The sequence below is a fragment of the Oleidesulfovibrio vietnamensis genome (genome assembly GCF_055388115.1).
Genome location: NZ_AP042419.1, coordinates 1,396,610 through 1,416,783 on the forward strand (window position 1 = coordinate 1,396,610; position 20,174 = coordinate 1,416,783).

A 20,174-nucleotide genomic window follows, 5' to 3' on the forward strand; every position below is an offset into this window, starting at 1 on the left:
GCGGCAGGTGGCCGCAAATTGTATCTGCCCGGCTCCGGACGCCAGCAGCGTGGTTGTTTTTCCGTTGCAGTGTTATTGCCGGTATTGTCCGGCGCGGCGTTGTGCCGCAGGATAAGCGGCAGGGCGGGATGGCTGACGCTACCCTGCGGCTGTGCGGTAAGCCGGACATGCAGGGCGGCAGCTGCGTATGAGGTATGCCGGGAAAAGCGGGGAGCAAGGCGTGCGGACTGTGACGTGGTTTCTGGTGTGGCCAGAAGTCATTCCAGCCGGTGTCCGGTATGTAGTTCATCAGAGCATGACTGTCTGAAATGTCCTGTCGTTCAGGTCGAAAAACAGTACACCGCGCGACGGCGGTTTGCCGGTAAGAATTTTTGCCGCTTCTGTGCATTGCAGGGCCGCGGCACAGGCCACAACAGGAGCGGGAGTGCCCAGCGTATCTTCCACCGGTTCACCGGTGCCGCCCGACCCCAGCAGTTCGGCGGGGCCTGTCTGGTCCGGCAATACTGTGGCCACATACCCTGTCAAACCGCCCACGGCGGCCGTTACCAGCGGCACTCCGGCGTTCTGTGCGGCTTTCTGGAGCATAAGACGTGACTGCAGTCCGCCCAGCGCGTCGATGACCAGATGGCATTGCTGCAACAGCGGCGGCAGCGAAAGAGCATCCACGTAGTGATCGACAACCGTGAGTTCGGTTGCGGGGTTGGTATTGCGGGCGTGGTCTCTGGCCGCCTGCGCCTTGGACGTGCCCACCCGTGACATGGAACTGAGCAGTTGTCTGTTCAGGTTGCTGGGCTCGAAAACGTCTCCGTCCGCTGCCGTGATGTGTCCCACACCCAGCCTGACAAGCATATCGAGAACATGGCCTCCCAGTCCCCCCAGTCCCACAAGCAGTACCCGCGACAACAGCAGCGCCCGCTGGTCTTCCAGAGAAAACTGCTTTGTGTTGCGCGCGTAACGTTCCGGCAGGATTCCGGAAAGTAGTGCAGCACATTCCACGTGGCGGATATGGCAGCCGCATTCCTGCGCTATGCCCTGCACCGCCCGCATGCGCAGTCTGCCGTTGACAGCGTGCTGCATGATAAGTGTGTGCAGAGGAGCGTCGTCCCGCGGCGCTCCGGCGTGACGGGCATCGGCACTCGTCATGATCAGCCTCCGCCCACGGCGGGAAAAAGTCCGAGCCTGTCACCTTCGTTCAGCAGGGCTTCCGGCTCTACATGAGCGCCGTTTATAAAGATTATTTTCACATCGTCACGCGCTATGCCCAGCTGGCGCATGATGTCGTTTACAGATGTCTGCGGCGGCACGTCCATGGTGCCCTCCGCCGGGGTATGCGGGGCCAGCGTGGCAAAGCATTTCACTTCTATCTTCATGACGGCAGTCCCTTGATGGTTGCGGTGAAAGTTGTCAGGCGGGGGTCGCCCCGTGTTATCAGGTCAATGCAGCTGTTCACTGCATCGGGGCAATACAGCGTGTTTTTACCCGCTGTCAGCTCGTGCAGCGCATGGCTGAACGGATGGGCCGGACGCCATGGTCTGTGCGAACAGATGGCTTCCACGGTGTCGGCAACCGCCAGAATGCGTGCCTCGGGCAGTATGTCGTCGCCGGCAAGCCCGCGCGGATACCCCGAGCCGTCCAGCCGTTCATGGTGCTGCAGAACCATTTCGGGTATGGGCAGTTCAAAGGGAATGTCTTTGAGGATATCATACCCCAGCTGCGGGTGCTGGCGGATAAACTGCATCTCGTTGGCGTCCAGCCGCGATGGTTTGGTAAGAAATTCCGACGGCAGTCCCATTTTTCCCACATCGTGCAGCAGTGCCGCCAGCCGTACGGCTTCCACCGCGCGTTGTTCCATGCCCAGTTCTTCGGCAATGGCCGGGGCTATCAGCGCCACACGCTGCTGGTGGGTGCCGGTATAGGCGTCTTTCAGGTTGATGACGGTGCTGAGCGACTGCACGGTGGCAAGCAGAATGGCTTCGGTCCGGTCGTTTGCCAGCTGCAGTTCGCGGGTGCGTCGTTTAACCATGCGCTCCAGCGTTTCTTTGTATTCATTGCTTTCGCGCATGGTGCGGGCACGGCGCAGTCCGGCGCGCACCGCGTTTTCCAGCTCTTCCATGCGGCGCACGGGCTTTGAAAGAAAGTCCCACGCGCCGACACGCATGGATTCGACCGCTTCATCAATGACACCGGTGCCGGAAACCACGATGACCGGCGTGGTGGGCGATTGTGCGTTGATGCGTGCGATGACATCGCGTCCGTTCATGCCGGGCATGTTCAGGTCCACAATGACGGCGTCAGGTCTTTCTCTTTCAAATGTTTCGATACCGGCGGCACCGTCGGCGGCTCCGAAGCAGATAAAATCAGAGTCTTCCAGATAGCAGACGATATTCTGAAGAATGGCGGGATCGTCATCGATCACAAGAACGGCAATGGATTCTGTGGTCATGGGTCCGTCGCAGGCTAGGGGTGCAGAATTGAAAATATGGTATATGCGCCTGCCTGATAACGCAATACGGGACAGGGAGGTCAGGCTAAAACAGCGCGGAAGAAGGAGCCGCTGGCGTCATGCTGCAAGGTGAGATGCAGCACTACCGGAAAAGCACCCTGAGAGGTTTCGCGGCTGGTAAGACTCAGGCGCCGGTGCGGTATCTGTGGCGGTGAGCCTGTTTCACCGGATGCCAGCAGGTTCTGCATGGCTTCCTGTAATTGTTTTTGCGAGGCGGGACACAGCAGGTCTGCCAATGTAAGTGAAGAGAGGCTGGTTTCCGCCGCAAACCCGAACTGCTGCATAAGGGCGCCGGTGGCGGAAAGAATGGCGCCGTCCGGTGCGGCATCCACAATGCCCACGGGCAGCTGGTCCAGCCTGGCACGTTGCAGGGCCTCGTTTTCACGGAACAGCCGGTACAGCTCGAAACTTTCTATGGCGTTGGCACAGTGCTTGAGCGTGATGGACAGCAGCGACAGCAGGATACCCGAAAGGTTGCGTTCGGAACGGGGCATAATGCCCACAAACATGCCGCGCGTGCGCGAGGATGTGGCCAGCGCGTGCAGCACAAGGCGGTGATTGTTGTCGCGCGAATAAACAGTGATGGGTCTGTTTTCGCGCAGGGCCAGTGCAAAAACACCGGTTTCTATCAAATGTTCCAGCTCATCGTCCACCATGGCGCCGTATGTATCGGGTGCACACAGGGCAAGCGAAAAATCGGATGACGATTCATCCACAAGATAGAAGGCAGTGGCGGAAAAACGTACCAGTTCCTCCACGCGTTCCATGGCTTCGCGCAGCAGCGAAGACGGCTCATGCAACTTGTTGATGCTGGTCTGAAAGTCCCCCAGAGTGGAGGCCATTTCCAGAACATCAAGCGTGAATCTGGCCTGTTCCTCCAGACTGCGCAGACGGGCCTTGAGGTTGGCCTGACTGAATGGCGTTTCGTTATTCATCCAATTCAAAGAATCTTATAATTTCATGAACCTGATAATCCATCTGCGCCGCAGCCTGTTCCAGTGTGCCTGCGGGCAGGGCCAGCGCGTCCCATACGGCCTGTTGCAGCCGTGGGACAAGTACTTCACCGCTGGTGCCGAATTCCAGTGTATGTGCCAGAATGTCGGCCACATTGATGATGGCCGACTCCAGACCGCCGTGCCCGCTGCCGGGGGTGTGGTGCAGCGCCACATTGCGCTCCAGCGACACGGGGCAGCGCCATTCCTTCAGCAGCCTGCCGCCCAGTCTGTCGTGGCTGAACCCCAGTACTTCGCGTTCCATGGCCCGCATGGAAATACCTCTGCGGCGCGACTCGGTCAGCATATACAGCGAATGCTCAGGCAGCAGCCGGTATACGGCCAGGCGCCCTATGTCGTGCAGCAGGCCGGCTACAAAAAAGCGTTCGGTGTTGGGCATGCGGTGCAGGCTGGCAAGCAGCCGTGCGGCTACACCGCACGCTACAGAATGCTCCCAGAAAGAGCGCATGTCCACAATGCTGTTGGGCAGACCCTTGAAAAAAGTTGTCATCACCGCGCCCATGGCAAGCGAAACGAGCTGGTTGCTGCCGATGATGGTAACAGCGCGGGTTATGGTGTCCACCTTGGCCCGCAGGCCGTAAAAAGTACTGTTCACCAGCCGCAGCAGCCGTGCGCTCAGGTCTGTGTCGTTGGCAATTACTTCGGCCATGTCTGTGGCGGAACTGCGCGGGTCGTTGACCACATCCACAAGACGGTGGAATACCGGCGGCAGCGAACCCAGCCGCATGTCGTCGCGCAGCATGTCGGCCAGCGCCGGCGGGGCGGAGGGCATGGGCGCAGCAGGAAGCACCGAATAGTCGGGCAGCGGGGCGACGGGGTCCGCGCCTTTTGCCAGCGCGGCAACGGAACACTGCATGAGCATGCAGACCGGTTCGTACTGCAGATCATTCAGGGCAAACCGGGCCGTTGCCCTTGCTGCGGCGGCCTCCACCCGCAGCGGGTCAAGGCCGTCCAGTGCGCTGCGGGCGGCATCGGCGGGTTCAATCCCTTCCACATCAACTTCGGCAACACCCCATATCTTCAGAATCCGCAGGTGTTTTTCAGTAATTGCATCACCGGCGCATAGCAGTTTTCTGCCGTTACTGTCCGTTACGTCTTCAGATAGGATCATTCCCGATTGAAGTAGTGAGACGTTTACTCTGCTCATGACTGCTGAACCGGCCGGATAGAGTGTGTTATTACAGACAATGCATACTGTTAGTGTTTGTGCATGCACCTGCGCCGCCGCGAAAGTGTATCTACCCATAGTAACCGAGCCAGCCGGTTGTGGCAAGAGGGGCATTTTTCATGCGCAGTGCTTTTCCATTCTTCCGGTTTCTTCCGGATTCTGGTAGACGTGCCAGAGCATCCGGCGCGGTGCCGGTGCGTGAAACTCAGCAAGTACGACAGGGGCCCCTATGAATATCCTCGACGTTGTTTTTGCACTCATCGGTGGTTTTTTTCTTATACGCGGGCTTTTTCGCGGCCTTATGATCGAGGTTGCCGCGGTTGCGGGGCTTGTGGGCGGTTTTTTTCTGGCCAATGCCTATTACATGCAGGCTGTGCCGTATGTGGGGCGGTTTGTTTCCGCCGGATGGGCCGAAATTGTCTCGTATGTGCTTATTTTTCTGGGCGTCATGGTGCTGTGCACGCTGGCTGCCGTAGGGCTGCGCAAACTGCTTGAAGCCTCCGGCGGGGGACTGCTGGACAGCGTGGGCGGCGGCATTGCGGGACTGGCAAAAGCGCTTATCATCTGCCTGGTCATTTTTGCGGTGCTGAACAAATTCGTACCCGACATGCAGTTTCTCCGCGAATCCAGAGTGGCGCCCTATCTTGCCCGTGCCGCCGAACTTATCGACAGACATATTCCTGAAAACGCGTTCTAGCCGTGCGGCCGCACCTGCGGCGTCTGCCGGAAGCGCATTAAAAAAACGGTGATTTTCAATGAGCAGCAATACCGCACCTGCGGCGCTGGATGAACTGACTCAGGTGCTTGAGACTCTGATAGGCCCCGACGGGTGCCCGTGGGACAGGGAACAGACTCCGGAATCTTTGTGCGACTATGTGCTGGAAGAGGCTTTTGAACTGGTGGACGCCATCCGTTCCGGCAATGCCGCGGATGTGCGTGAAGAGCTGGGAGACGTCATGTTTCTGATGGCGTTTATCGGCCGCCTGTATCAGGACCGCGCCGGATTTTCGCTTGAAGATGCCGTGGCGGATGTTGCGGCCAAAATGGTGCGCCGTCATCCTCATGTGTTTGACGAGGTCACCTTCCGCAACAAGGAAGAACAGCTCAAAGCCTGGGAAGCCATCAAGCGCGGAGAAAAGAGTGATGCAGACGGCCGCCCCAAAGGGGTGTTCGATAGTCTGCCCGCCGGACTGCCGCCCCTGCTGAAGGCGTATCGCCTGCATTCCAAGGCTGCCCGTGTGGGCTTTACCTGGCCGGATGACAGTGCCGTGGAGCGTCAGGTTGATTCGGAGCGCCGCGAGTGGGAAGAAGCCCTGCAGAACGGTGCTAAAGAGCAGCAGGAAGCTGAATTCGGCGATTACCTTTTTTCGCTGGTGGAGCTGGGAAGGCGCAAAGGTATTAAAGCCAATGCGGCCATCGCCGGAACCAATGCCCGTTTTCTGAGACGGTTTGAGGCGATGGAAGCGTTGTGCCGCCAGCGCGGTCTTGATTTTCCGGCACTGAGCTTTGAAGAAAAAGACGCGCTGTGGAATGAGGTGAAACAGCATGAAACCTGCCGGTGACCGGCGGCGTGCGGCGTGTTCACCGCGCAGGGCGTCTTTCGGGGCGCAGGGGCGCGGCCATGGAACCGCTCCTTGCATCCGGACATATTCAGGCGCTTCCGCTTCCGGCGGGGGCGCCTTTGACGTGCCGTCGCGTCTGCCCGGTCCTGTCCGCAACGGCCTGTGGCTGCAATGCGGGTTCTGCGGGCAGGGGTGTGCCCGGCAGCAATGCAGGCCCGGACCGGAGGCTGACGGCATGGAGACATGCGCACAGGCGGTGGCGCAGTGCGTGAAACTGTGGCTTGAGGAGCGCATGCTGGACAGCGCTGCTCTGGCCTTTATGCGCGATTCGCTGGAATTGCACGAAGCGCAGACGTGGCTGACCGGTCATGGGCCTGACGCTGCCGGTTGTGTGCCGGTACCTGAGGCGCTGCTGGAGTATCTGTGTTTTCCCGACGGGCCGCTGGAGCAGGCGGTGGAAGCGGCGCTGCAGCGTTGCGGTGCTGCTGCGGGGTGCTTTTCTGTTTACGGCCTTGCTGCGGCGGTATGCGCAAGGCTGGGTGAACCGCGCATTACCATCAGTCGCCCGGCAGCGCACGGAGACACGGGGTGGAGTGTATGCGCCGTGCTGTCTGCGGAAATGACAGAAAAGATTGTGGGGCGCCTGCGGCTGGAGCGGATTACCGCCCCTGTTGCTGCAGACTGCGGCAGCCGCGGGGAAAACGGCAATGTAAAGCTGCGCCTTTATCTGCGGCGTCTGCGTCTCGGTTTGACCCCGTTTCGCTGTGCAATGCTGCGGCAGTATGTGGAATGCATGCCGCAGTCTGACCCTCTGTTTTATGAGGGACTGGATGTCTGGGCGCAATTGCTCGAATCTGCAGGTGACTGGCTGCAGGATGCGGAGTCCGGAAAGGAAGCGCTTTTTGCCGCCTTGTCCGCGCGGCATACGCGGCTTGCCCGTTCTCTGCGCGAGGCGCGCGAGTTTGCTCTGCGCCTGCGGCGTTACAACATGGAAACGCTGATGATGCAGGGTATACGGCCACCAGCCGAAGATGAAGACGCGCTGCAGCGCGGAGTACAGATGCTTGAACGCATAAGCGTTGCTGTGTTCCGTAAGCTGCCTGCGGGAGCAGGCATTGCGGAGCACGATCTGGGAAGCTTCGGGAACGGTATGTCTGCCGACGAATTCGATCCCGCGGCAGAGGTGCGGGAGCTCATGCGTCTTCTTTCATGAGCAGTAACAGTGTGCAGAACCCCCGCTGCGGTCACGGACGGCAGCGGGGGTTACGATTTGCGGTCATACCATGGTGTCAATGTGCTCTCCCAGTCCCTGCACGGCTGCGCCGGTAAGGGTCTGTGCGCCGTTTTGCGACTGGGGCTGCACCCGGCTCAGGTTGTTCTGTTCGTCGGGGTTGAGCTGCTGCTGTTCCTGCATCTGACGCTGCGCCTCAAGAACATTCACAATTCCCTCGGCACCGCCTTTCGCTTCACCGATACGCATAAGCTCCTCCGTCCGGAATGCCCGGCATTAAGGTGTACAACAGGTTTACGCTTTTCTTATCGGCTTGTCCGGCGGTATCTTTAGGCCCGCAGTGAAAAAAAATGCCGTCCCGCGAAATGCGGGACGGCGCCTGCGCGGCGGCAGAGCCGCCCGTGATACACAGCGGCACGCGTAGTTTTATGCCACTCCGGACGTGGAACTGGTGACAGCCTGAATCAGACGCCCCCGCTCGTTGTATACCGGTGACGCTTCTATGGCCACGAGTGCCCGCGCCAGAGAGGGGTCTTCCAGTATCGAACGGCGCAGATGACGTCGCCTGATGTCCTTTGCGGCATCTGCCAGAGAGACTGCTGTCATGTCCCGGGCCACCTGCACACCGGAAAGATGGAGAGTGTTTCCGTCCATGGTTCACCTCTCCACCCTCTTTTGAGGGTGTGTTACTCTTTTTATCGGCAGATCCGGCGGGATTCTTTATGCTGCGGGGTTGTAGTTGTTGTCCGGTGCGGCGCGGCAGTGTAGTATGCGCCACCAGCAACCCTGCAACCTGAGGAGATCTCCATGTTGTTACCCCAGAAGGAAGCCCGTGAAAAAGTGTGCCCCCTGCTGCGGGGGCCGGAAGGTCAGGTGCAGTGCTGCATGGGAGACGGCTGTATGATGTGGCGGTATCGCCAGAAGGACAGCCGCGGAGAAGACGCTCAGGGCTACTGCGGTCTGGCAGGCAAGCCCATGGGAGCGCTGTGACAGGTTGTTTTTTGCATATGACACGTGCTGGCGCATGTGTGCCGTACGCTGCTGCGCGGCACGACAGCCGGTGCTACTGATTAACATTATGACGAGGTATATTTGATGACTGCAGAACCCGTTTCCGGTGAGGGGGCAGAACGCACCGCAGCGCCTGCCGCCGCATCCGGCGCCGTAACCGGCGCTGCATCCGGCGGCAGAAAGCCGGACTCCGCACCCGGCGCGGCGCTGTTGCCCGCCAGCAGGGTATACGCCATTTCGCTGGTGTTGCTGCTGCTTTTTTCTCTTTCGCTCAGCTATCGTCTGCTGGAGCCTTTTCTGCACACGTTCATCATGGCCATAGTGCTTTCGGCCATATGTTATCCGCTGTACAACAAGGTGCTGCAGCGTACCGGGCACCGCAGCCGGACGCTTGCTTCGCTGGCGGTGCTGCTCTTTTTATGCATCTGCATCGCACTGCCTCTGTTCATCTTTGTGACGGGGCTTATTCCGCAGGCGGTGCAAAGCGTGACCGCAGTCAACAACTGGATAAATCATACCGATTTTGACCAGCTTTTCGGGGCGGGCAGGCTTGAACAGTATCTGGCATGGGTGCACCAGCATCTGCCGTTCATCGATGCTTCCAAGATAGACCTGCGGGCTGAATTCATCAGCTTTTCACGCAGGATGGGGCAGACGCTGCTGGAAGGCGGCACCTATCTGCTGGGCAACGCCCTCACGTTGTTTTTTCAGTTTCTGCTTATGCTGCTGATTGTCTTTTTTATGTTGAAAGACGGTAAAAAGATGCTGCAGGTGGTCAAGTACATGTGCCCGCTGCATGAAGATCAGGAAGACGCCATTCTGCTTAACCTGCGCAGCGTGAGCAAATCTGTGCTGGTCGGCGGTCTGCTTGTGGCGGCTTTGCAGGGGCTTGCCGGGGGCATCGGACTGGCTCTTGTGGGTATTCCCGCGCTGTTCTGGGGCACCGTCATGGGGTTTGCCTCGCTGGTTCCCGTGGTGGGCACCGGTCTGGTCTGGATGCCGGCCTGTCTGTATCTGCTGCTTATGGGGCAATGGCAGTCCAGCCTGTTTCTGTTTGTCTGGTCCGCCGTGGGTGTGGCCAGCATAGACAGTTTTCTGCGTCCGTACTTCATGCGGGGCAGTGCAGGCATGTCCACGTTTTTTATCTTTATGTCCATAATGGGGGGCATAAAGGTGTTCGGCATGGCCGGTGTTCTTTACGGGCCGCTCATTCTGGGATTCACCATGGTCATGCTGCGGCTTTACGGCGAAGAATTCAGCGAAGTGCTGTCCAGCCGGTCCGTTTCGCGCGGTGAAGCCAGACGTCAGCAGCGGGCGCTGGAATCGAAATAAAACGTGGCCGGCCGGCTTGCCTGCCGGGGGGTTCTGCGTTATCTCCACTGTGCCGTCACAGACGGTAGGCGTGCCATCCCCCCCGGCACGCCGGGGATTCCATGACTCAGAACAATAATGCAACCGGCCCGCAGCAGATTTCTGCGGACACGTTTTCTATTCTGGCTGCCGTTTACGGACACAGCCCGGCCGGTACAGGTGTCTTTTCGCACGACGGCGCATTGGTGTATGCCAATGGCGTCTGGTCCGGCCTCCTCGGTTCGGGCGCTCTGCCCGCAGATTTTTTCCGCCTTGCTCCCGGCTGCGGGGCTCTTTTTGCATCGGTGGCAGACGGCAGCCGGCAGCGCTGGAGCGGCAGCCTGCCTGTTCAGCTTGCTTCCGGCAGGCAGCTTTTCCGGGCGCGGCTTTTCGCCTTGTCCGGCCATGCGCTGTTGCACGGGCTGGTGGTGGCCGAACTTTCAGGTATGCAGCAGGAAAACGCGCCTGCTGCCGGTTGCGATGTCTGTCCGTCGTGGCAACTGCCCGTACAGTTGTATGCTGCGCCTCATGCACTGCATGACAGGCTCGAAGCTGTTTTTTCCGTACTTATGCACCGGCTGGACTGCAGCTGTGCCACGTTGTGGCTGGCACCGCAGGGTGACGAGCCGGCCGTGCTGCTGCATGCGCCGGACGGTGCCGGTGCACGCTATTCATCCCGTCTTTTCGGTGCTTCGTTTGCACGCCATGTGCTTGCTCAGGGCGATATTGTCGTGCTGGACAAAGCCGGCGCGATGCGTCTTGCCGAGTCTGGCATACTGCCTGCCGATGTGCCGCTGCCCGATGCCGCCATTGCTGCACCGCTGTGTTCGCCGGACGGCAGAACAATGGGGGTGCTTACCGCATGCAGGCGCAACTCCGCTGTGCGTTTCGGCATGAATGATGCGCGTTTTCTGCGTAACGCCGCCAATATCATGGCCACGGTTGAGCGCATCCACCAGAGCGAAACAGCCTTGCGTGAAAGCGAGACCCGTTTTCGCGCCGTGTTTGACCATGCCGGACTGGGCATTGTTCTGCTGACCCCGCAGGGAACGGTGAAGAGCGTGAACAAAGGCGCTGCCGACCTTGCCAGTATTCCCGCGGCAGAAATGCTGGGCCTGCATTATTCCGATTTCCTCTGCGCCGACGATGTGACCGTGGCGGACCGCTTTTTTCATGCGTTGCAGGGCGGTGCGGACGAGGTGCTGACCATGACCTCGGCCATCAGGCGCAGGCATGCTCCGCCCATATGGTGCAAACTGACGGTGAGCCGGGTACTGGACGAAGGCGGCAGTCTGCGTTTTATCATAGTGCAGATAGAGGATGTGACGGACCACAAGCGCGAAGACGAGCGTCTGACGCACATGGCCTATCATGATGTGCTGACGGGGCTGCCCAACAGGGCGCTTTTTCTCGACCGCCTGCAGAGTGCGTTCAACCGTGCGCAGCGTAACGCGTCGTACAGCTTTGCCGTGCTCTACATGGACATGGACGGTTTCAAGGATGTGAACGATTCCATGGGGCATGATGCCGGCGACGCACTGCTGGGCATGTTTGCGGAACGGGTTGGCAACTGCCTGCGCAATGTGGACACGCTTGCACGGCTGGGCGGTGACGAATTTGCCGTGCTGCTGGATGATGTGCCGGAGATTCTGCAGGTGACGCACGTTATCGAGCGTATCACCGAGGCCGTTTCATCCCCGTTTATGCTGCGCGGGCGCGAGATACGCTGCGGCGTGAGCATAGGTGCAGTGCTTCGCGGGCAGGAATGTTCCGGTTGCGGCGATCTGCTGCGGCAGGCGGATTCCGCCATGTACAAAGCCAAGCGGCGGGGGTCCAACAGGTATGTCATTGCCGGTTCTTCCGACGCCGCGGCCGCGCGCGTCATGCGCAAAGGCGAACAGGAACTGGTGACAGCGCTGGGCAGCGGACAGCTGGAGTTGTTTTTTCAGCCTGTTGTTTCGTTGCAGACCGGCAGGATGGACGCCGTGGAGGCGCTGGTACGCTGGCATCATCCCGAGCGGGGGCTGCTGGCTCCCGGGGCTTTTTTGCCGCTGGCGGAACACGCTGGTCTGCAGGCTGCGCTGGATGCTCATGTGCTGCGGCTTGCCGCACGGGCACAACTGGCCATGCAGGAGCAGGAAGCACGGGGGGCGGCTGTGCTGTCGGTGCATGTGAACATGCTCAGCGAAACCCTGCGCAGGCCGGAGATGCCCGGAGTGCTGTTGGGGGTACTGCAGGAAGAAGGGGCGGCGCCGGACAGATTTATCTTTGAACTGGTGGAAAATCTGCTGGTCAACGCGGCACCCGCCGTGGCCGAAGGGCTGTGGCGGCTCAGGGACGCGGGCATACGTCTGGCTCTGGACGGTTTCGGCTCGGGATATTCCTCGCTGGCCATGCTGCGCAGGTATCCGCTCTCTCTGCTCAAGGTCGACGGGTCGTTTGTCAGGGCTTCAGATGCAGACATGGCGGCGCGCGGTATTGTGCGGTCGGCCAGAACCCTTGCCGGCGGATTCAGCATGAAAGCCGTTGCCGAAGGCGTGGAACTGCCGGAGCATGCCGAACTGCTGCGCGAACTGGGGTATTCATCGGCGCAGGGCATGTACTTTGCCGCTCCCATGCGGCTGTCGCGGCTGCTGCGCATGCATGCGGCCGGTGCGGTGTTTCCCGTCATGGCAGGCTGATGCGCCGGTACGGGCGGCTGTGCGCACCCGCGGCAGGCTTACCAGTCTTCCTCGTCACCCCGCCTGATGAACAGTTCGGCCTGAACCAGCCGCAGGGTTTCAAAATCATAGCGGCCTTTCAGTCTGCCGTGCGCGGCGGTAACTCCGCCCAGCGAAGCTGTTTCACCCAGCACTCCCCGTATTTCTGCCAGCTCGTGCGCGGGCAGGGGCACCACCTGTTCCGTGGTCAGCTCGCCATGACGTATGCACCGTACCAGATGATTGCATATGGTGGCCGGTTTCAGGGCGCGGGCCTCGGCCACGGCCTGCATGTCCTGCAGCTTGTTAAAAAGCTGCAGCGTTTCGCGTATGGTGTCGGTAAGGCCGTTTTCCTTTTTTGCGGCAGCAGCCGGTCTGCGTTCGGGCAGTGCGGGCAGATCGTCCGGCCTGCCGCAGGCGGCTTCGTGCGAGAGCAGCGCATCAAGAAATTCCTGCCCGAACATGGACAGCTTGGCTTTGCCGACGCCGTGAATGCACTGCAGGTCATCCGGCGTGCGCGGCCGGAAGCAGACCATCTCCAGCAGGGCCCTGTCCGCAAAAACGGCGTAGGGCGGCACGTCGCGTTCCTGTGCCAGCCTGCCCCGTAACGAGCGCAGGGTATCCCACAGCTGTCTGGATTCTTCCGTGTTCAGGGCATTCTGCAGAGCCGCGTCGGCCTGTGTTTTTGCCAGTGCACGTGTGGCGGAGCGGCCCAGAATGTCACGCCGGAAGCTCAGCATGCGTTCTCCGCGCAGTACCTGCCAGCTTTCCGGTGTCAGACGCAGGCCGCCGTGCCCGTCCGCATCGGTGGCAAGAAGCCCCAGACATGCCAGCTGTCTGAACACGCCTTTCCATTGCGATGCACCCAGTTCTTTGCCACAGCCGAATGTTTTCAGGTCGTTATGCCCGTGGCTGCGTATGCGGTCGGTCAGCTTGCCGGTAAGTATGTCTGTCAGGTGGGCGGCGCCGAAGCGCTGACCGGTGCGGTATACGGCGCTCAGTGCTTTCTGGGCGGCCACCGTGCCGTCCCATGTCTCTACAGGAAACTGACAGGTGTCGCAGTTTCCGCAGGGTTCTCTGTCGTGTTCGCCGAAATAGCCCAGCAGCACTTTACGGCGGCACTCGGTTGTTTCGCAAAAGGCGAGCATGGCATCCAGCTTGCGCAGTTCGACCATGCGCCGCGGGCTGTCTTCTTCGCCTTGGCCCAGCATGCGCCGCAATTGCACCACATCGGCCAGACCGTATGTCATCCATGCATCGGCGGGCAGGCCGTCACGTCCCGCACGTCCGGTTTCCTGATGATAGGCTTCCAGACTTTTTGGCGGCTCAAGGTGTGCCACAAAGCGTACATCCGGCTTGTCCACCCCCATGCCGAAGGCCACGGTAGCCACCATGACAAGCCCGTCTTCGCGCATGAACCGTTCCTGATTGTGATGACGCTGAATGGCGTTGAGTCCTGCGTGATAGGGCAGGGCTTCTATGCCTTTTGCACACAGCCAGGCTGCTGTTTCTTCAACTTTTTTTCTGCTCAGCCGGTACACTATGCCCGACTGTCCTTTGTGGCGTGTGCGGATGAAATGCAGCAGCTGCTCCAGCGGCTTGTCTTTGGGCTGTATGGTGTACGAAATATTGGGGCGGTCGAATCCCGTAGAAAAAACAGTGGAGTCCTGTAGATCCAGATGCCTGATGATGTCGCGTCTGGTGGGCCCGTCCGCCGTGGCGGTAAGAGCTATCCGGGGCACATGCGGAAACTGCTCATGCAGAATGGTCAGCCGTGTGTATTCCGGCCTGAAATCATGCCCCCACTGCGAAACGCAATGCGCCTCGTCAATGGCGAACAGCGCGGGTGTTATTCTTTCAAGCAGCCCCAGAAAAGCAGGCTGCACCAGCCGTTCGGGCGCTACATAGACGAGATCGAGCATGCCGCTCAGCAGGCGTGCTTCCACCTCGCGCTGTTTTTCGGGAGACAGGCTGGAGTTAAGAAAAGCCGCGCTTACTCCCATCTGCGTGAGGCTGTCCACCTGATCCTGCATAAGCGCGATAAGCGGCGATATGACAATACCGGTGCCCTGCCGCATGATGGAGGGAATCTGGTAGCACAGTGACTTGCCGCCGCCTGTGGGCATGAGCACCAGCGCGTCGCCGCCGGATGCGGTGTGTTCTATGATATCTTTTTGCAGCCCCTGAAAGTCGCGGAATCCGTATGTGGAGATGAGGATTTCCCGGGCTGTGTCGAGCATGGATGAAGCTGTTGTGGTATGGGTCTGTTGCGTCATGGCGTGCGCACTGTACCACTGCCGGCGGCAGGCGCAAAGAGCAAAACGGGAGGTTCCGCCGCAGGAGTGCCGCAGTGCCGGCGCCCGTCGCAGCTGCAGGTCACGGCATGCCGCTGCCTGTGCGTGCGGTGTGCTGCGCCCAGCACATGTGGAACAGCCAGCCGGAATCGCAGTGCAGTTTTTGCGGAGGAAGCGGTTTTGCCGTCAACAGCGGGGCGCCTGTTGCTTCCTGCGCCGTGATGGCGCGGGGGGTGCATCGGCAGCCCAGACCGTAGGGCGGCATATAGCGCAGCAGCTGCGGATGCGCGGCGGGCAGCACGTGCCCATGCAGCGCGGCGCAGCAGGAGCAGGCCGGAGGCAGAGCCGTCTGTATGCCACAGGGGCTGCCGGGCGGCAGCATATCACCGGATAACTCATCGCGGCTTTGTATGGTGCCGGAAAGGCAAGGGACATCCTGAAGTTCCACCCTCAGATACAGGGCTGGATTTTCCAGCAGTGCGCGCATGGTATCCAGCTCACGCTCTTTGCGCTGCAGAACCAGATCCATGAAGGCGTCTATATCTTCCTGCCGCGCATCGTTTTCTTCAAACAAAAGCCAGATGACCTGTCCCGTCAGCCTGCTGTACAGCGGGTGCATGTCGGAGAGCTGTTTCATATCCATGGCAGTGCCGAAAAAACGGGCACGGCAGTGCCGTGCCCGTCTGATGTTATTTTTTATCCAGCCCCAGAGCCAGCGGCAGGATATCGTTGATGTGTTCGGCCGGATGCACGTTGATTTTGCGCAGCAGGTCGGCGGGAATGTCTTCAAGGTCTTTTTTGTTCTGGTGCGGAATAAAGGCATGGCTGAGTCCCCGTGCCACCGCGGCCAGAATTTTTTCCTTGATGCCGCCCACGGGCAGCACCCTTCCGCGCAGGGTTATTTCGCCCGTCATGCACAGGTCGCTGTTGACCGAACGTCCGGTAAGCGCCGAAATGAGCGCCGTGAGCAGTGTGACACCGGCAGAAGGGCCGTCTTTGGGCGTGGCACCGGCAGGAACGTGAATGTGGATGTCGAGGTTGGAAGAAAACTCGGGGTCCACGTCAAGTTCTGCCGCATGGCTGCGGACATAGCTTACGGCCGCCTGTGCGCTTTCTTTCATCACGTCGCCCAGCTGGCCGGTAAGCGTAAGTTTACCCTTGCCTTTCATGGTGCTTACTTCCACGTTCAGCACTTCGCCGCCGTATGGAGTCCATGCCAGCCCCAGCGCCACGCCGGGCAGCAGCTCGTGTTCTTTCTGTTCATCTATGAACCGCGGTGCGCCGAGCAGTTTTTCCAGCACTTTTACCGTAACGCGGAACGGGCCGTCTTCACCTTCGGCTTTACGCCGTGCCAGTTTGCGGCACACGGTGCCCAGTTCGCGTTCAAGATTACGCAGACCGGCTTCTCGGGTGTATTCGTCGATGATTTTGGTTATCACGTTGTCCGCTATCTGAACGTCGTCTTCGTTCAGACCGTTTTCTCCGGCCTGTCTGGGCAGCAGGTAGCGGCGGGCTATTTTTGCTTTTTCCTGCATGGTGTAACCGGGAATGCGGATGATCTCCATGCGGTCGCGCAGCGGTGCGGGAATGGTTTCCAGCTGGTTCGCCGTGCATATGAACATGACCTTGGAAAGATCGAAGGGCACGTTCAGGTAATGGTCGCTGAAGCTGAAGTTCTGTTCAGGATCAAGCACTTCCAGCAGGGCGGAGGAAGGGTCTCCGCGGAAGTCGGAGCCGAGCTTGTCTATTTCGTCCAGCATGATGACCGGGTTGCGCGTGCCCAGCTGTTTTATGGTCTGTATGATACGGCCGGGCATGGCGCCGATATAGGTGCGCCGGTGTCCGCGTATTTCAGCTTCGTCACGCATGCCGCCCAGTGATATACGCTGGAACTTGCGGCCCAGAGCGCGCGCGATGGACCGTCCGAGCGAAGTTTTGCCCACGCCGGGAGGGCCGGAAAAGCACAGAATGGGGCCTTTGGACTTGGGATTGAGCTTGCGCACGGAAAGATATTCCAGAATACGGTCTTTGACTTTTTCAAGCCCGTAATGGTCTTCGTCCAGAATGGCCTGTGCTCTAGGAATATCTATGCGGTCGCGCGAGAGTTTTTTCCATGGCAGTTCCGCAAGCCACTCCAGATAGGTGCGCACAACGGTGGCTTCTGAAGATTCCGGATGCATGACCGAAAGACGGCGCAGCTGCTTGTCGGCTTCTTTGCGCACATCTTTGGGCAGACCGGCCTTGGCAAGCGACTCGATGAGCTCGTCCATGTCTTCGTCGCCGTCCGGACCTTCACCCAGTTCACGGCGTATGGCTTTCATCTGTTCGCGCAGAAAATAGTCTTTCTGTGCCTTGTCCATGCCTTCCTTGGCCATGCTCTGGATTTTTGCCTGCATGGCAGCCACTTCCACCTCTTTGACCAGCTGCTCATTAACCAGCGTGAGCCGTTCGTCAGGGTCGGTGCATTCAAGAATGGTCTGCGCATCGGCCACCTTCATGCGCAGGTTGGCCGCTATAAGGTCGGCAAGGCGTCCGGGTTCATCAACGCCGTTGAGTACGGCCATGATGTCTGCAGTGGGCACACCGCGCAGAGAAAGAATTTTTTCACTCTGCTCGCGGGCGGAGCGGATCATTGCTTCCTGTTCCACGGTAAGGGGACCTGCTTCCGGCTCTTCTATGGCTTCCACTTCGGCCAGCAGGTAGGGGTCTTCAGAAACAAAGTTTTTCACTTTGGCACGGCTGATGCCCTGCACCAGAACCTTCAGGCGGCCGTCAGGCATCTTGAGCATGCGCATGATCATGACTACGGTGCCTGTTTTGTGCAGATCATCCCCTGTGGGATCGTCCACGGCTTCGTCGTGCTGGGTGCAGATCATCATATAGCGGCTGCCGTTAAGCGCCGCATCCACGGCCTGCACCGATTTTTCTCTGCCCACAAAAAGCGGCAGAATCATGTAGTTGAATACAACAATATCGCGGACGGCAAGCACCGGCAGTTCCGCGGGAAAATCATTCAGCAGTTCGTTCATATGCTCTGCGGCTTCCTCAATGGAAGCTCCGCTTTCGTGTATGTCGAGGCTTTCTGCGTCGTTTCTGTCGCTCATGCCTTCTCCTTCCATTAATCGGGGGCCGTGGGTCGGCGTTTCCCGGTTGTACCGGCGGCTGGCAATGCCCGTTGCGTCTGCGCCGGTCTGCCGCGGCGCGGCAGATGCATAGCGTGTTCCCTAGTATGTTATCAGAAAATCGTGTTCCGTTTGCGCGGGCAGCTGTACCGTGGTGCAGTCCACCCGGGTTACGGCGCTGAAGGCAGGCCCGCGGTGCAGCGCCCGGGCAAAGACATCCAGAGCGCCGGCTTCGCCCGCCGCTTCCAGCATCACCGTACCGTCCGGCGCATTTTTCACCCAGCCGCGCAAGCCCAGTGCAGCGGCCTTGCGTTTTGTCCAGTAGCGGAAGCCCACTCCCTGCACTCTGCCGTGCACCGTACATGCTATGCGGTTCATGGCTTGTCCTTTGTCCGTGCCGGCGGCTGTGCTGCCGGATTTAGAAAAGCCCGTCTTCCTTGAGACTGTAATGCCCTTCCTCGGTCACAATGACATGGTCTACCAGCGTCATGCCCAGCGATGCGGCGCTGCGCGCCACCAGTTTGGTCACTTCCACATCCGGTGCGGAGGGCCGTGCACTGCCGCCGGGGTGGTTGTGCACCAGTATCAGCCCGCTTGCCTTGTAGCGCAGTGCCGCTTCCATCAGGTCGCGCGGGTAAATGGCAGATGCGTTTACCGTGCCTCTTGTGGCGCGTTCCCATGCAAGCAGTCTGTTCTGCCTGTCCATGTAGGCCACCCACACTTCCTCATGGGGGCAGCCTGCCAGACGCGTTCTGGCCATGTCCGCCACGGCGCGCGAAGAAACCAGCAGTGTCCGTTCTCTCATGGGGGCTTCGGCATAGCGCGCTATGAACTCGCGCAGCAGCAGCCAGAAACTTTCCATGGCCGGACCTACCCCTTTTTCCGCCATAAGCTCCTGCGGCCGGGCATCCAGCACGCCCCGCAGCGAACCGAACCGCCCGAGCAGCCGCTTGGCAAGCGGCTTGGTGTCCTGCCTGCGCAGTACCATACCCAGAATCAGTTCCAGAATTTCATAGTCGGCCAGCTGGGTGGAGTCTTTTTTCAGCTTCTCGCGTAGGCGCTGCCGATGACCATGATAATGTGGTTCGTTGACCATAATAAGCAGTTACCCGCCGGTGGCAAGGCTGTAAAGCCGCTTTACAGTGTAAAAAAGGGTGATTTGCGTCTGAAAAAGAGAAAAATCCTGCGACAGGAAGGAAACATGGCGGAAAAATACCGTCATGACGGCCATGCTATGGCCTGCGGGGTGCAAAAAGCGCCAGCAGGCCACCGATAAGGGCTTCCATGGCCTGATCGGGAGAGCGCTCACCCGACTTTATGCCTTTTTCCGCCTCCAGTGCCAGATCCCACATACGCATGATTCCGCGGTACCGCAGCTGCTGCGCCGTGCGGGTTTTGGACTGGAGCACCGCCGCGGGCAGGCGGACGGATTCGCCGGAGAGCAGTTGCCACATCATGCGGGCTTCGCGCTGCAGCATGCCCAGGAACTGAAAGACGAGACCGTCGTTGGCGGAACTGCTGCCCATGACTTTGCGCCATACTTTGTCGTGCTGGGTGCCGGACTGAACAGCCCGTATGAATCCGAAAATATCCAGATCGGCCGCATGGTCGCCCAGTGCCGATGTATCGGCGCTTATGACACCGTCGGCTCCTGCCGCCAGAGCCAGTTTTTCCAGTTCGTTCCGGGCTGCGGTGGCATCGGCGGGCAGGGCGGCGCATATGGCCGGCAGAGCGCCGGGAGCAAAGCGTACCCCGCGTTTCTGCGCCCAGGCCGAAGCAAATCCCTGCAGGCTGCGTTCGTCCAGACCGGGCGATTCCCAAATCCAGCCCTGTCCGGCGGCGAACTTCCAGCAGGCTGTTTTTTGTACGGCAGCCGGCACTTTTGCCTTGCCGCGCTCAAAAGCAACCTCCAGACAGATGAACGCCCATGACGTGGGCGATGCCTGCCGCAATGACTCGCTGAGCTTCTTCCAGTCCGCGGCGGCAAGGTTCTGGGCATTGCGGACAACCAGTGCCTTGGGAGTGGCAAATAGCCCCTGCAGGGTCAGGTGTTCCCAGAACGAAGCGGCCAGTCCCTCGTCGCCCCAGTAGACGTGACGTTCCCATGCACCGTGCGAAGAGGAGTGTGCCGCAAGCTGTCCTTCGATACGGTCGCGCAGAAGCTGCCCGTCGGGACATACGATGAAACTGAATCCGTCTTTTGCCATGGTTGCGGGTAGTG

At 59.8% G+C, this 20,174-nt stretch carries 19 protein-coding genes; 6 read left to right on the forward strand and 13 right to left on the reverse strand.

Annotated elements, in window-relative coordinates; translation table 11 throughout:
- Nucleotides 1–288 precede the first annotated feature (288 nt).
- The 5 genes from ACZ5D1_RS06055 to ACZ5D1_RS06075 form a co-directional block, all read right to left on the reverse strand.
- Nucleotides 289–1,143 (reverse strand): ThiF family adenylyltransferase, encoded by an 855-nt coding sequence (locus ACZ5D1_RS06055; protein ID WP_455696189.1) that lies wholly within the window; start codon nt 1,141–1,143, stop codon nt 289–291.
- A 2-nt stretch (nt 1,144–1,145) separates the two neighbouring features.
- Nucleotides 1,146–1,370 carry a MoaD/ThiS family protein gene (locus ACZ5D1_RS06060; protein WP_011368325.1) on the reverse strand — a complete coding sequence of 75 codons (225 nt, stop codon included), beginning with the start codon at nt 1,368–1,370 and terminating at the stop codon, nt 1,146–1,148.
- On the reverse strand, nt 1,367–2,443 hold the full coding sequence (locus ACZ5D1_RS06065) for an HD domain-containing phosphohydrolase (RefSeq protein WP_011368324.1): 1,077 nt from the start codon (nt 2,441–2,443) through the stop codon (nt 1,367–1,369). Before ACZ5D1_RS06065 ends, ACZ5D1_RS06060 begins: the two co-directional genes overlap by 4 nt.
- Before the next feature lie 80 nt (nt 2,444–2,523).
- Complete coding sequence (locus ACZ5D1_RS06070) at nt 2,524–3,438, reverse strand: PAS domain-containing protein (RefSeq protein ID WP_011368323.1); 915 nt, start codon at nt 3,436–3,438, stop codon at nt 2,524–2,526.
- Nucleotides 3,431–4,627 (reverse strand): HDOD domain-containing protein, encoded by a 1,197-nt coding sequence (locus ACZ5D1_RS06075; protein WP_464556237.1) that lies wholly within the window; start codon nt 4,625–4,627, stop codon nt 3,431–3,433. The genes ACZ5D1_RS06070 and ACZ5D1_RS06075 overlap by 8 nt, the downstream gene beginning before the upstream one ends.
- 286 nt (nt 4,628–4,913) lie before the next feature.
- Between ACZ5D1_RS06075 and ACZ5D1_RS06080 the strand changes: the two genes are divergently transcribed.
- From ACZ5D1_RS06080 to ACZ5D1_RS06090, 3 genes are all read left to right on the forward strand, one after another.
- Nucleotides 4,914–5,381 carry a CvpA family protein gene (locus tag ACZ5D1_RS06080; protein WP_011368321.1) on the forward strand — a complete coding sequence of 156 codons (468 nt, stop codon included), beginning with the start codon at nt 4,914–4,916 and terminating at the stop codon, nt 5,379–5,381.
- 58 nt (nt 5,382–5,439) lie between these two features.
- Nucleotides 5,440–6,246 (forward strand): nucleoside triphosphate pyrophosphohydrolase, encoded by an 807-nt coding sequence (gene mazG, locus ACZ5D1_RS06085; RefSeq protein ID WP_464556239.1) that lies wholly within the window; start codon nt 5,440–5,442, stop codon nt 6,244–6,246.
- Nucleotides 6,247–6,481: 235 nt separating this feature from the next.
- Entirely contained in the window at nt 6,482–7,459 is a 978-nt protein-coding gene (locus tag ACZ5D1_RS06090; RefSeq protein WP_464556241.1) for a hypothetical protein, read from the forward strand.
- Nucleotides 7,460–7,522: 63 nt separating this feature from the next.
- Here ACZ5D1_RS06090 and ACZ5D1_RS06095 read toward each other — a convergent pair whose 3' ends face one another.
- Together ACZ5D1_RS06095 and ACZ5D1_RS06100 are read right to left on the reverse strand one after the other, a co-directional pair.
- Entirely contained in the window at nt 7,523–7,726 is a 204-nt protein-coding gene (locus tag ACZ5D1_RS06095; protein ID WP_011368318.1) for a hypothetical protein, read from the reverse strand.
- Nucleotides 7,727–7,903: 177 nt separating this feature from the next.
- A complete protein-coding gene (locus tag ACZ5D1_RS06100) occupies nt 7,904–8,131 on the reverse strand; it encodes a hypothetical protein (RefSeq protein WP_011368317.1) in 228 nt (75 codons plus the stop codon).
- 153 nt (nt 8,132–8,284) lie between these two features.
- On the opposite strand from ACZ5D1_RS06100, the gene ACZ5D1_RS06105 reads away from it, so the two are divergent.
- The 3 genes from ACZ5D1_RS06105 to ACZ5D1_RS06115 all read left to right on the forward strand — a co-directional run bounded on the left by ACZ5D1_RS06105 (nt 8,285) and on the right by ACZ5D1_RS06115 (nt 12,519).
- Nucleotides 8,285–8,467, forward strand: coding sequence for a hypothetical protein (locus ACZ5D1_RS06105; protein ID WP_011368316.1), 183 nt, complete (start codon nt 8,285–8,287; stop codon nt 8,465–8,467).
- A gap of 105 nt (nt 8,468–8,572) precedes the next feature.
- A complete protein-coding gene (locus ACZ5D1_RS06110; protein ID WP_464556244.1) occupies nt 8,573–9,820 on the forward strand; it encodes an AI-2E family transporter in 1,248 nt (415 codons plus the stop codon).
- A gap of 101 nt (nt 9,821–9,921) precedes the next feature.
- Entirely contained in the window at nt 9,922–12,519 is a 2,598-nt protein-coding gene (locus tag ACZ5D1_RS06115) for a putative bifunctional diguanylate cyclase/phosphodiesterase (protein ID WP_464556246.1), read from the forward strand.
- A gap of 38 nt (nt 12,520–12,557) precedes the next feature.
- Here ACZ5D1_RS06115 and recQ read toward each other — a convergent pair whose 3' ends face one another.
- The 6 genes from recQ to ACZ5D1_RS06145 all read right to left on the reverse strand — a co-directional run bounded on the left by recQ (nt 12,558) and on the right by ACZ5D1_RS06145 (nt 20,160).
- Complete coding sequence (gene recQ, locus ACZ5D1_RS06120; RefSeq protein ID WP_464556248.1) at nt 12,558–14,813, reverse strand: DNA helicase RecQ; 2,256 nt, start codon at nt 14,811–14,813, stop codon at nt 12,558–12,560.
- 100 nt (nt 14,814–14,913) lie between these two features.
- Complete coding sequence (locus tag ACZ5D1_RS06125; protein ID WP_464556250.1) at nt 14,914–15,474, reverse strand: hypothetical protein; 561 nt, start codon at nt 15,472–15,474, stop codon at nt 14,914–14,916.
- A gap of 46 nt (nt 15,475–15,520) precedes the next feature.
- Nucleotides 15,521–17,935 carry an endopeptidase La gene (gene lon / locus ACZ5D1_RS06130; RefSeq protein WP_464556252.1) on the reverse strand — a complete coding sequence of 805 codons (2,415 nt, stop codon included), beginning with the start codon at nt 17,933–17,935 and terminating at the stop codon, nt 15,521–15,523.
- Nucleotides 17,936–18,055: 120 nt separating this feature from the next.
- On the reverse strand, nt 18,056–18,331 hold the full coding sequence (locus ACZ5D1_RS06135; RefSeq protein ID WP_027181253.1) for an acylphosphatase: 276 nt from the start codon (nt 18,329–18,331) through the stop codon (nt 18,056–18,058).
- A 40-nt stretch (nt 18,332–18,371) separates the two neighbouring features.
- Nucleotides 18,372–19,049, reverse strand: coding sequence for a RadC family protein (radC, locus tag ACZ5D1_RS06140; RefSeq protein ID WP_011368309.1), 678 nt, complete (start codon nt 19,047–19,049; stop codon nt 18,372–18,374).
- Between the two features lie 136 nt (nt 19,050–19,185).
- Nucleotides 19,186–20,160 (reverse strand): DNA polymerase III subunit delta, encoded by a 975-nt coding sequence (locus tag ACZ5D1_RS06145; protein WP_273192857.1) that lies wholly within the window; start codon nt 20,158–20,160, stop codon nt 19,186–19,188.
- Nucleotides 20,161–20,174 lie beyond the last annotated feature (14 nt).

Excerpts from the sequence above, each read along its gene's own strand:
- ACZ5D1_RS06060 (WP_011368325.1), bottom strand. The coding sequence starts at position 1,370 with ATGAAGATAGAAGTGAAATGCTTTGCCACGCTGGCCCCGCATACCCCG.
- ACZ5D1_RS06080 (WP_011368321.1), top strand. The coding sequence starts at position 4,914 with ATGAATATCCTCGACGTTGTTTTTGCACTCATCGGTGGTTTTTTTCTT.
- ACZ5D1_RS06110 (WP_464556244.1), top strand. The coding sequence starts at position 8,573 with ATGACTGCAGAACCCGTTTCCGGTGAGGGGGCAGAACGCACCGCAGCG.
- ACZ5D1_RS06135 (WP_027181253.1), bottom strand. The coding sequence starts at position 18,331 with ATGAACCGCATAGCATGTACGGTGCACGGCAGAGTGCAGGGAGTGGGC.
- ACZ5D1_RS06065 (WP_011368324.1), bottom strand. The coding sequence starts at position 2,443 with ATGACCACAGAATCCATTGCCGTTCTTGTGATCGATGACGATCCCGCC.
- lon (WP_464556252.1), bottom strand. The coding sequence starts at position 17,935 with ATGAGCGACAGAAACGACGCAGAAAGCCTCGACATACACGAAAGCGGA.
- recQ (WP_464556248.1), bottom strand. The coding sequence starts at position 14,813 with ATGACGCAACAGACCCATACCACAACAGCTTCATCCATGCTCGACACA.
- mazG (WP_464556239.1), top strand. The coding sequence starts at position 5,440 with ATGAGCAGCAATACCGCACCTGCGGCGCTGGATGAACTGACTCAGGTG.
- radC (WP_011368309.1), bottom strand. The coding sequence starts at position 19,049 with ATGGTCAACGAACCACATTATCATGGTCATCGGCAGCGCCTACGCGAG.
- ACZ5D1_RS06100 (WP_011368317.1), bottom strand. The coding sequence starts at position 8,131 with ATGGACGGAAACACTCTCCATCTTTCCGGTGTGCAGGTGGCCCGGGAC.
- ACZ5D1_RS06115 (WP_464556246.1), top strand. The coding sequence starts at position 9,922 with ATGACTCAGAACAATAATGCAACCGGCCCGCAGCAGATTTCTGCGGAC.
- ACZ5D1_RS06095 (WP_011368318.1), bottom strand. The coding sequence starts at position 7,726 with ATGCGTATCGGTGAAGCGAAAGGCGGTGCCGAGGGAATTGTGAATGTT.
- ACZ5D1_RS06055 (WP_455696189.1), bottom strand. The coding sequence starts at position 1,143 with ATGACGAGTGCCGATGCCCGTCACGCCGGAGCGCCGCGGGACGACGCT.
- ACZ5D1_RS06075 (WP_464556237.1), bottom strand. The coding sequence starts at position 4,627 with ATGATCCTATCTGAAGACGTAACGGACAGTAACGGCAGAAAACTGCTA.
- ACZ5D1_RS06070 (WP_011368323.1), bottom strand. The coding sequence starts at position 3,438 with ATGAATAACGAAACGCCATTCAGTCAGGCCAACCTCAAGGCCCGTCTG.
- ACZ5D1_RS06090 (WP_464556241.1), top strand. The coding sequence starts at position 6,482 with ATGGAGACATGCGCACAGGCGGTGGCGCAGTGCGTGAAACTGTGGCTT.
- ACZ5D1_RS06105 (WP_011368316.1), top strand. The coding sequence starts at position 8,285 with ATGTTGTTACCCCAGAAGGAAGCCCGTGAAAAAGTGTGCCCCCTGCTG.
- ACZ5D1_RS06125 (WP_464556250.1), bottom strand. The coding sequence starts at position 15,474 with ATGGATATGAAACAGCTCTCCGACATGCACCCGCTGTACAGCAGGCTG.
- ACZ5D1_RS06145 (WP_273192857.1), bottom strand. The coding sequence starts at position 20,160 with ATGGCAAAAGACGGATTCAGTTTCATCGTATGTCCCGACGGGCAGCTT.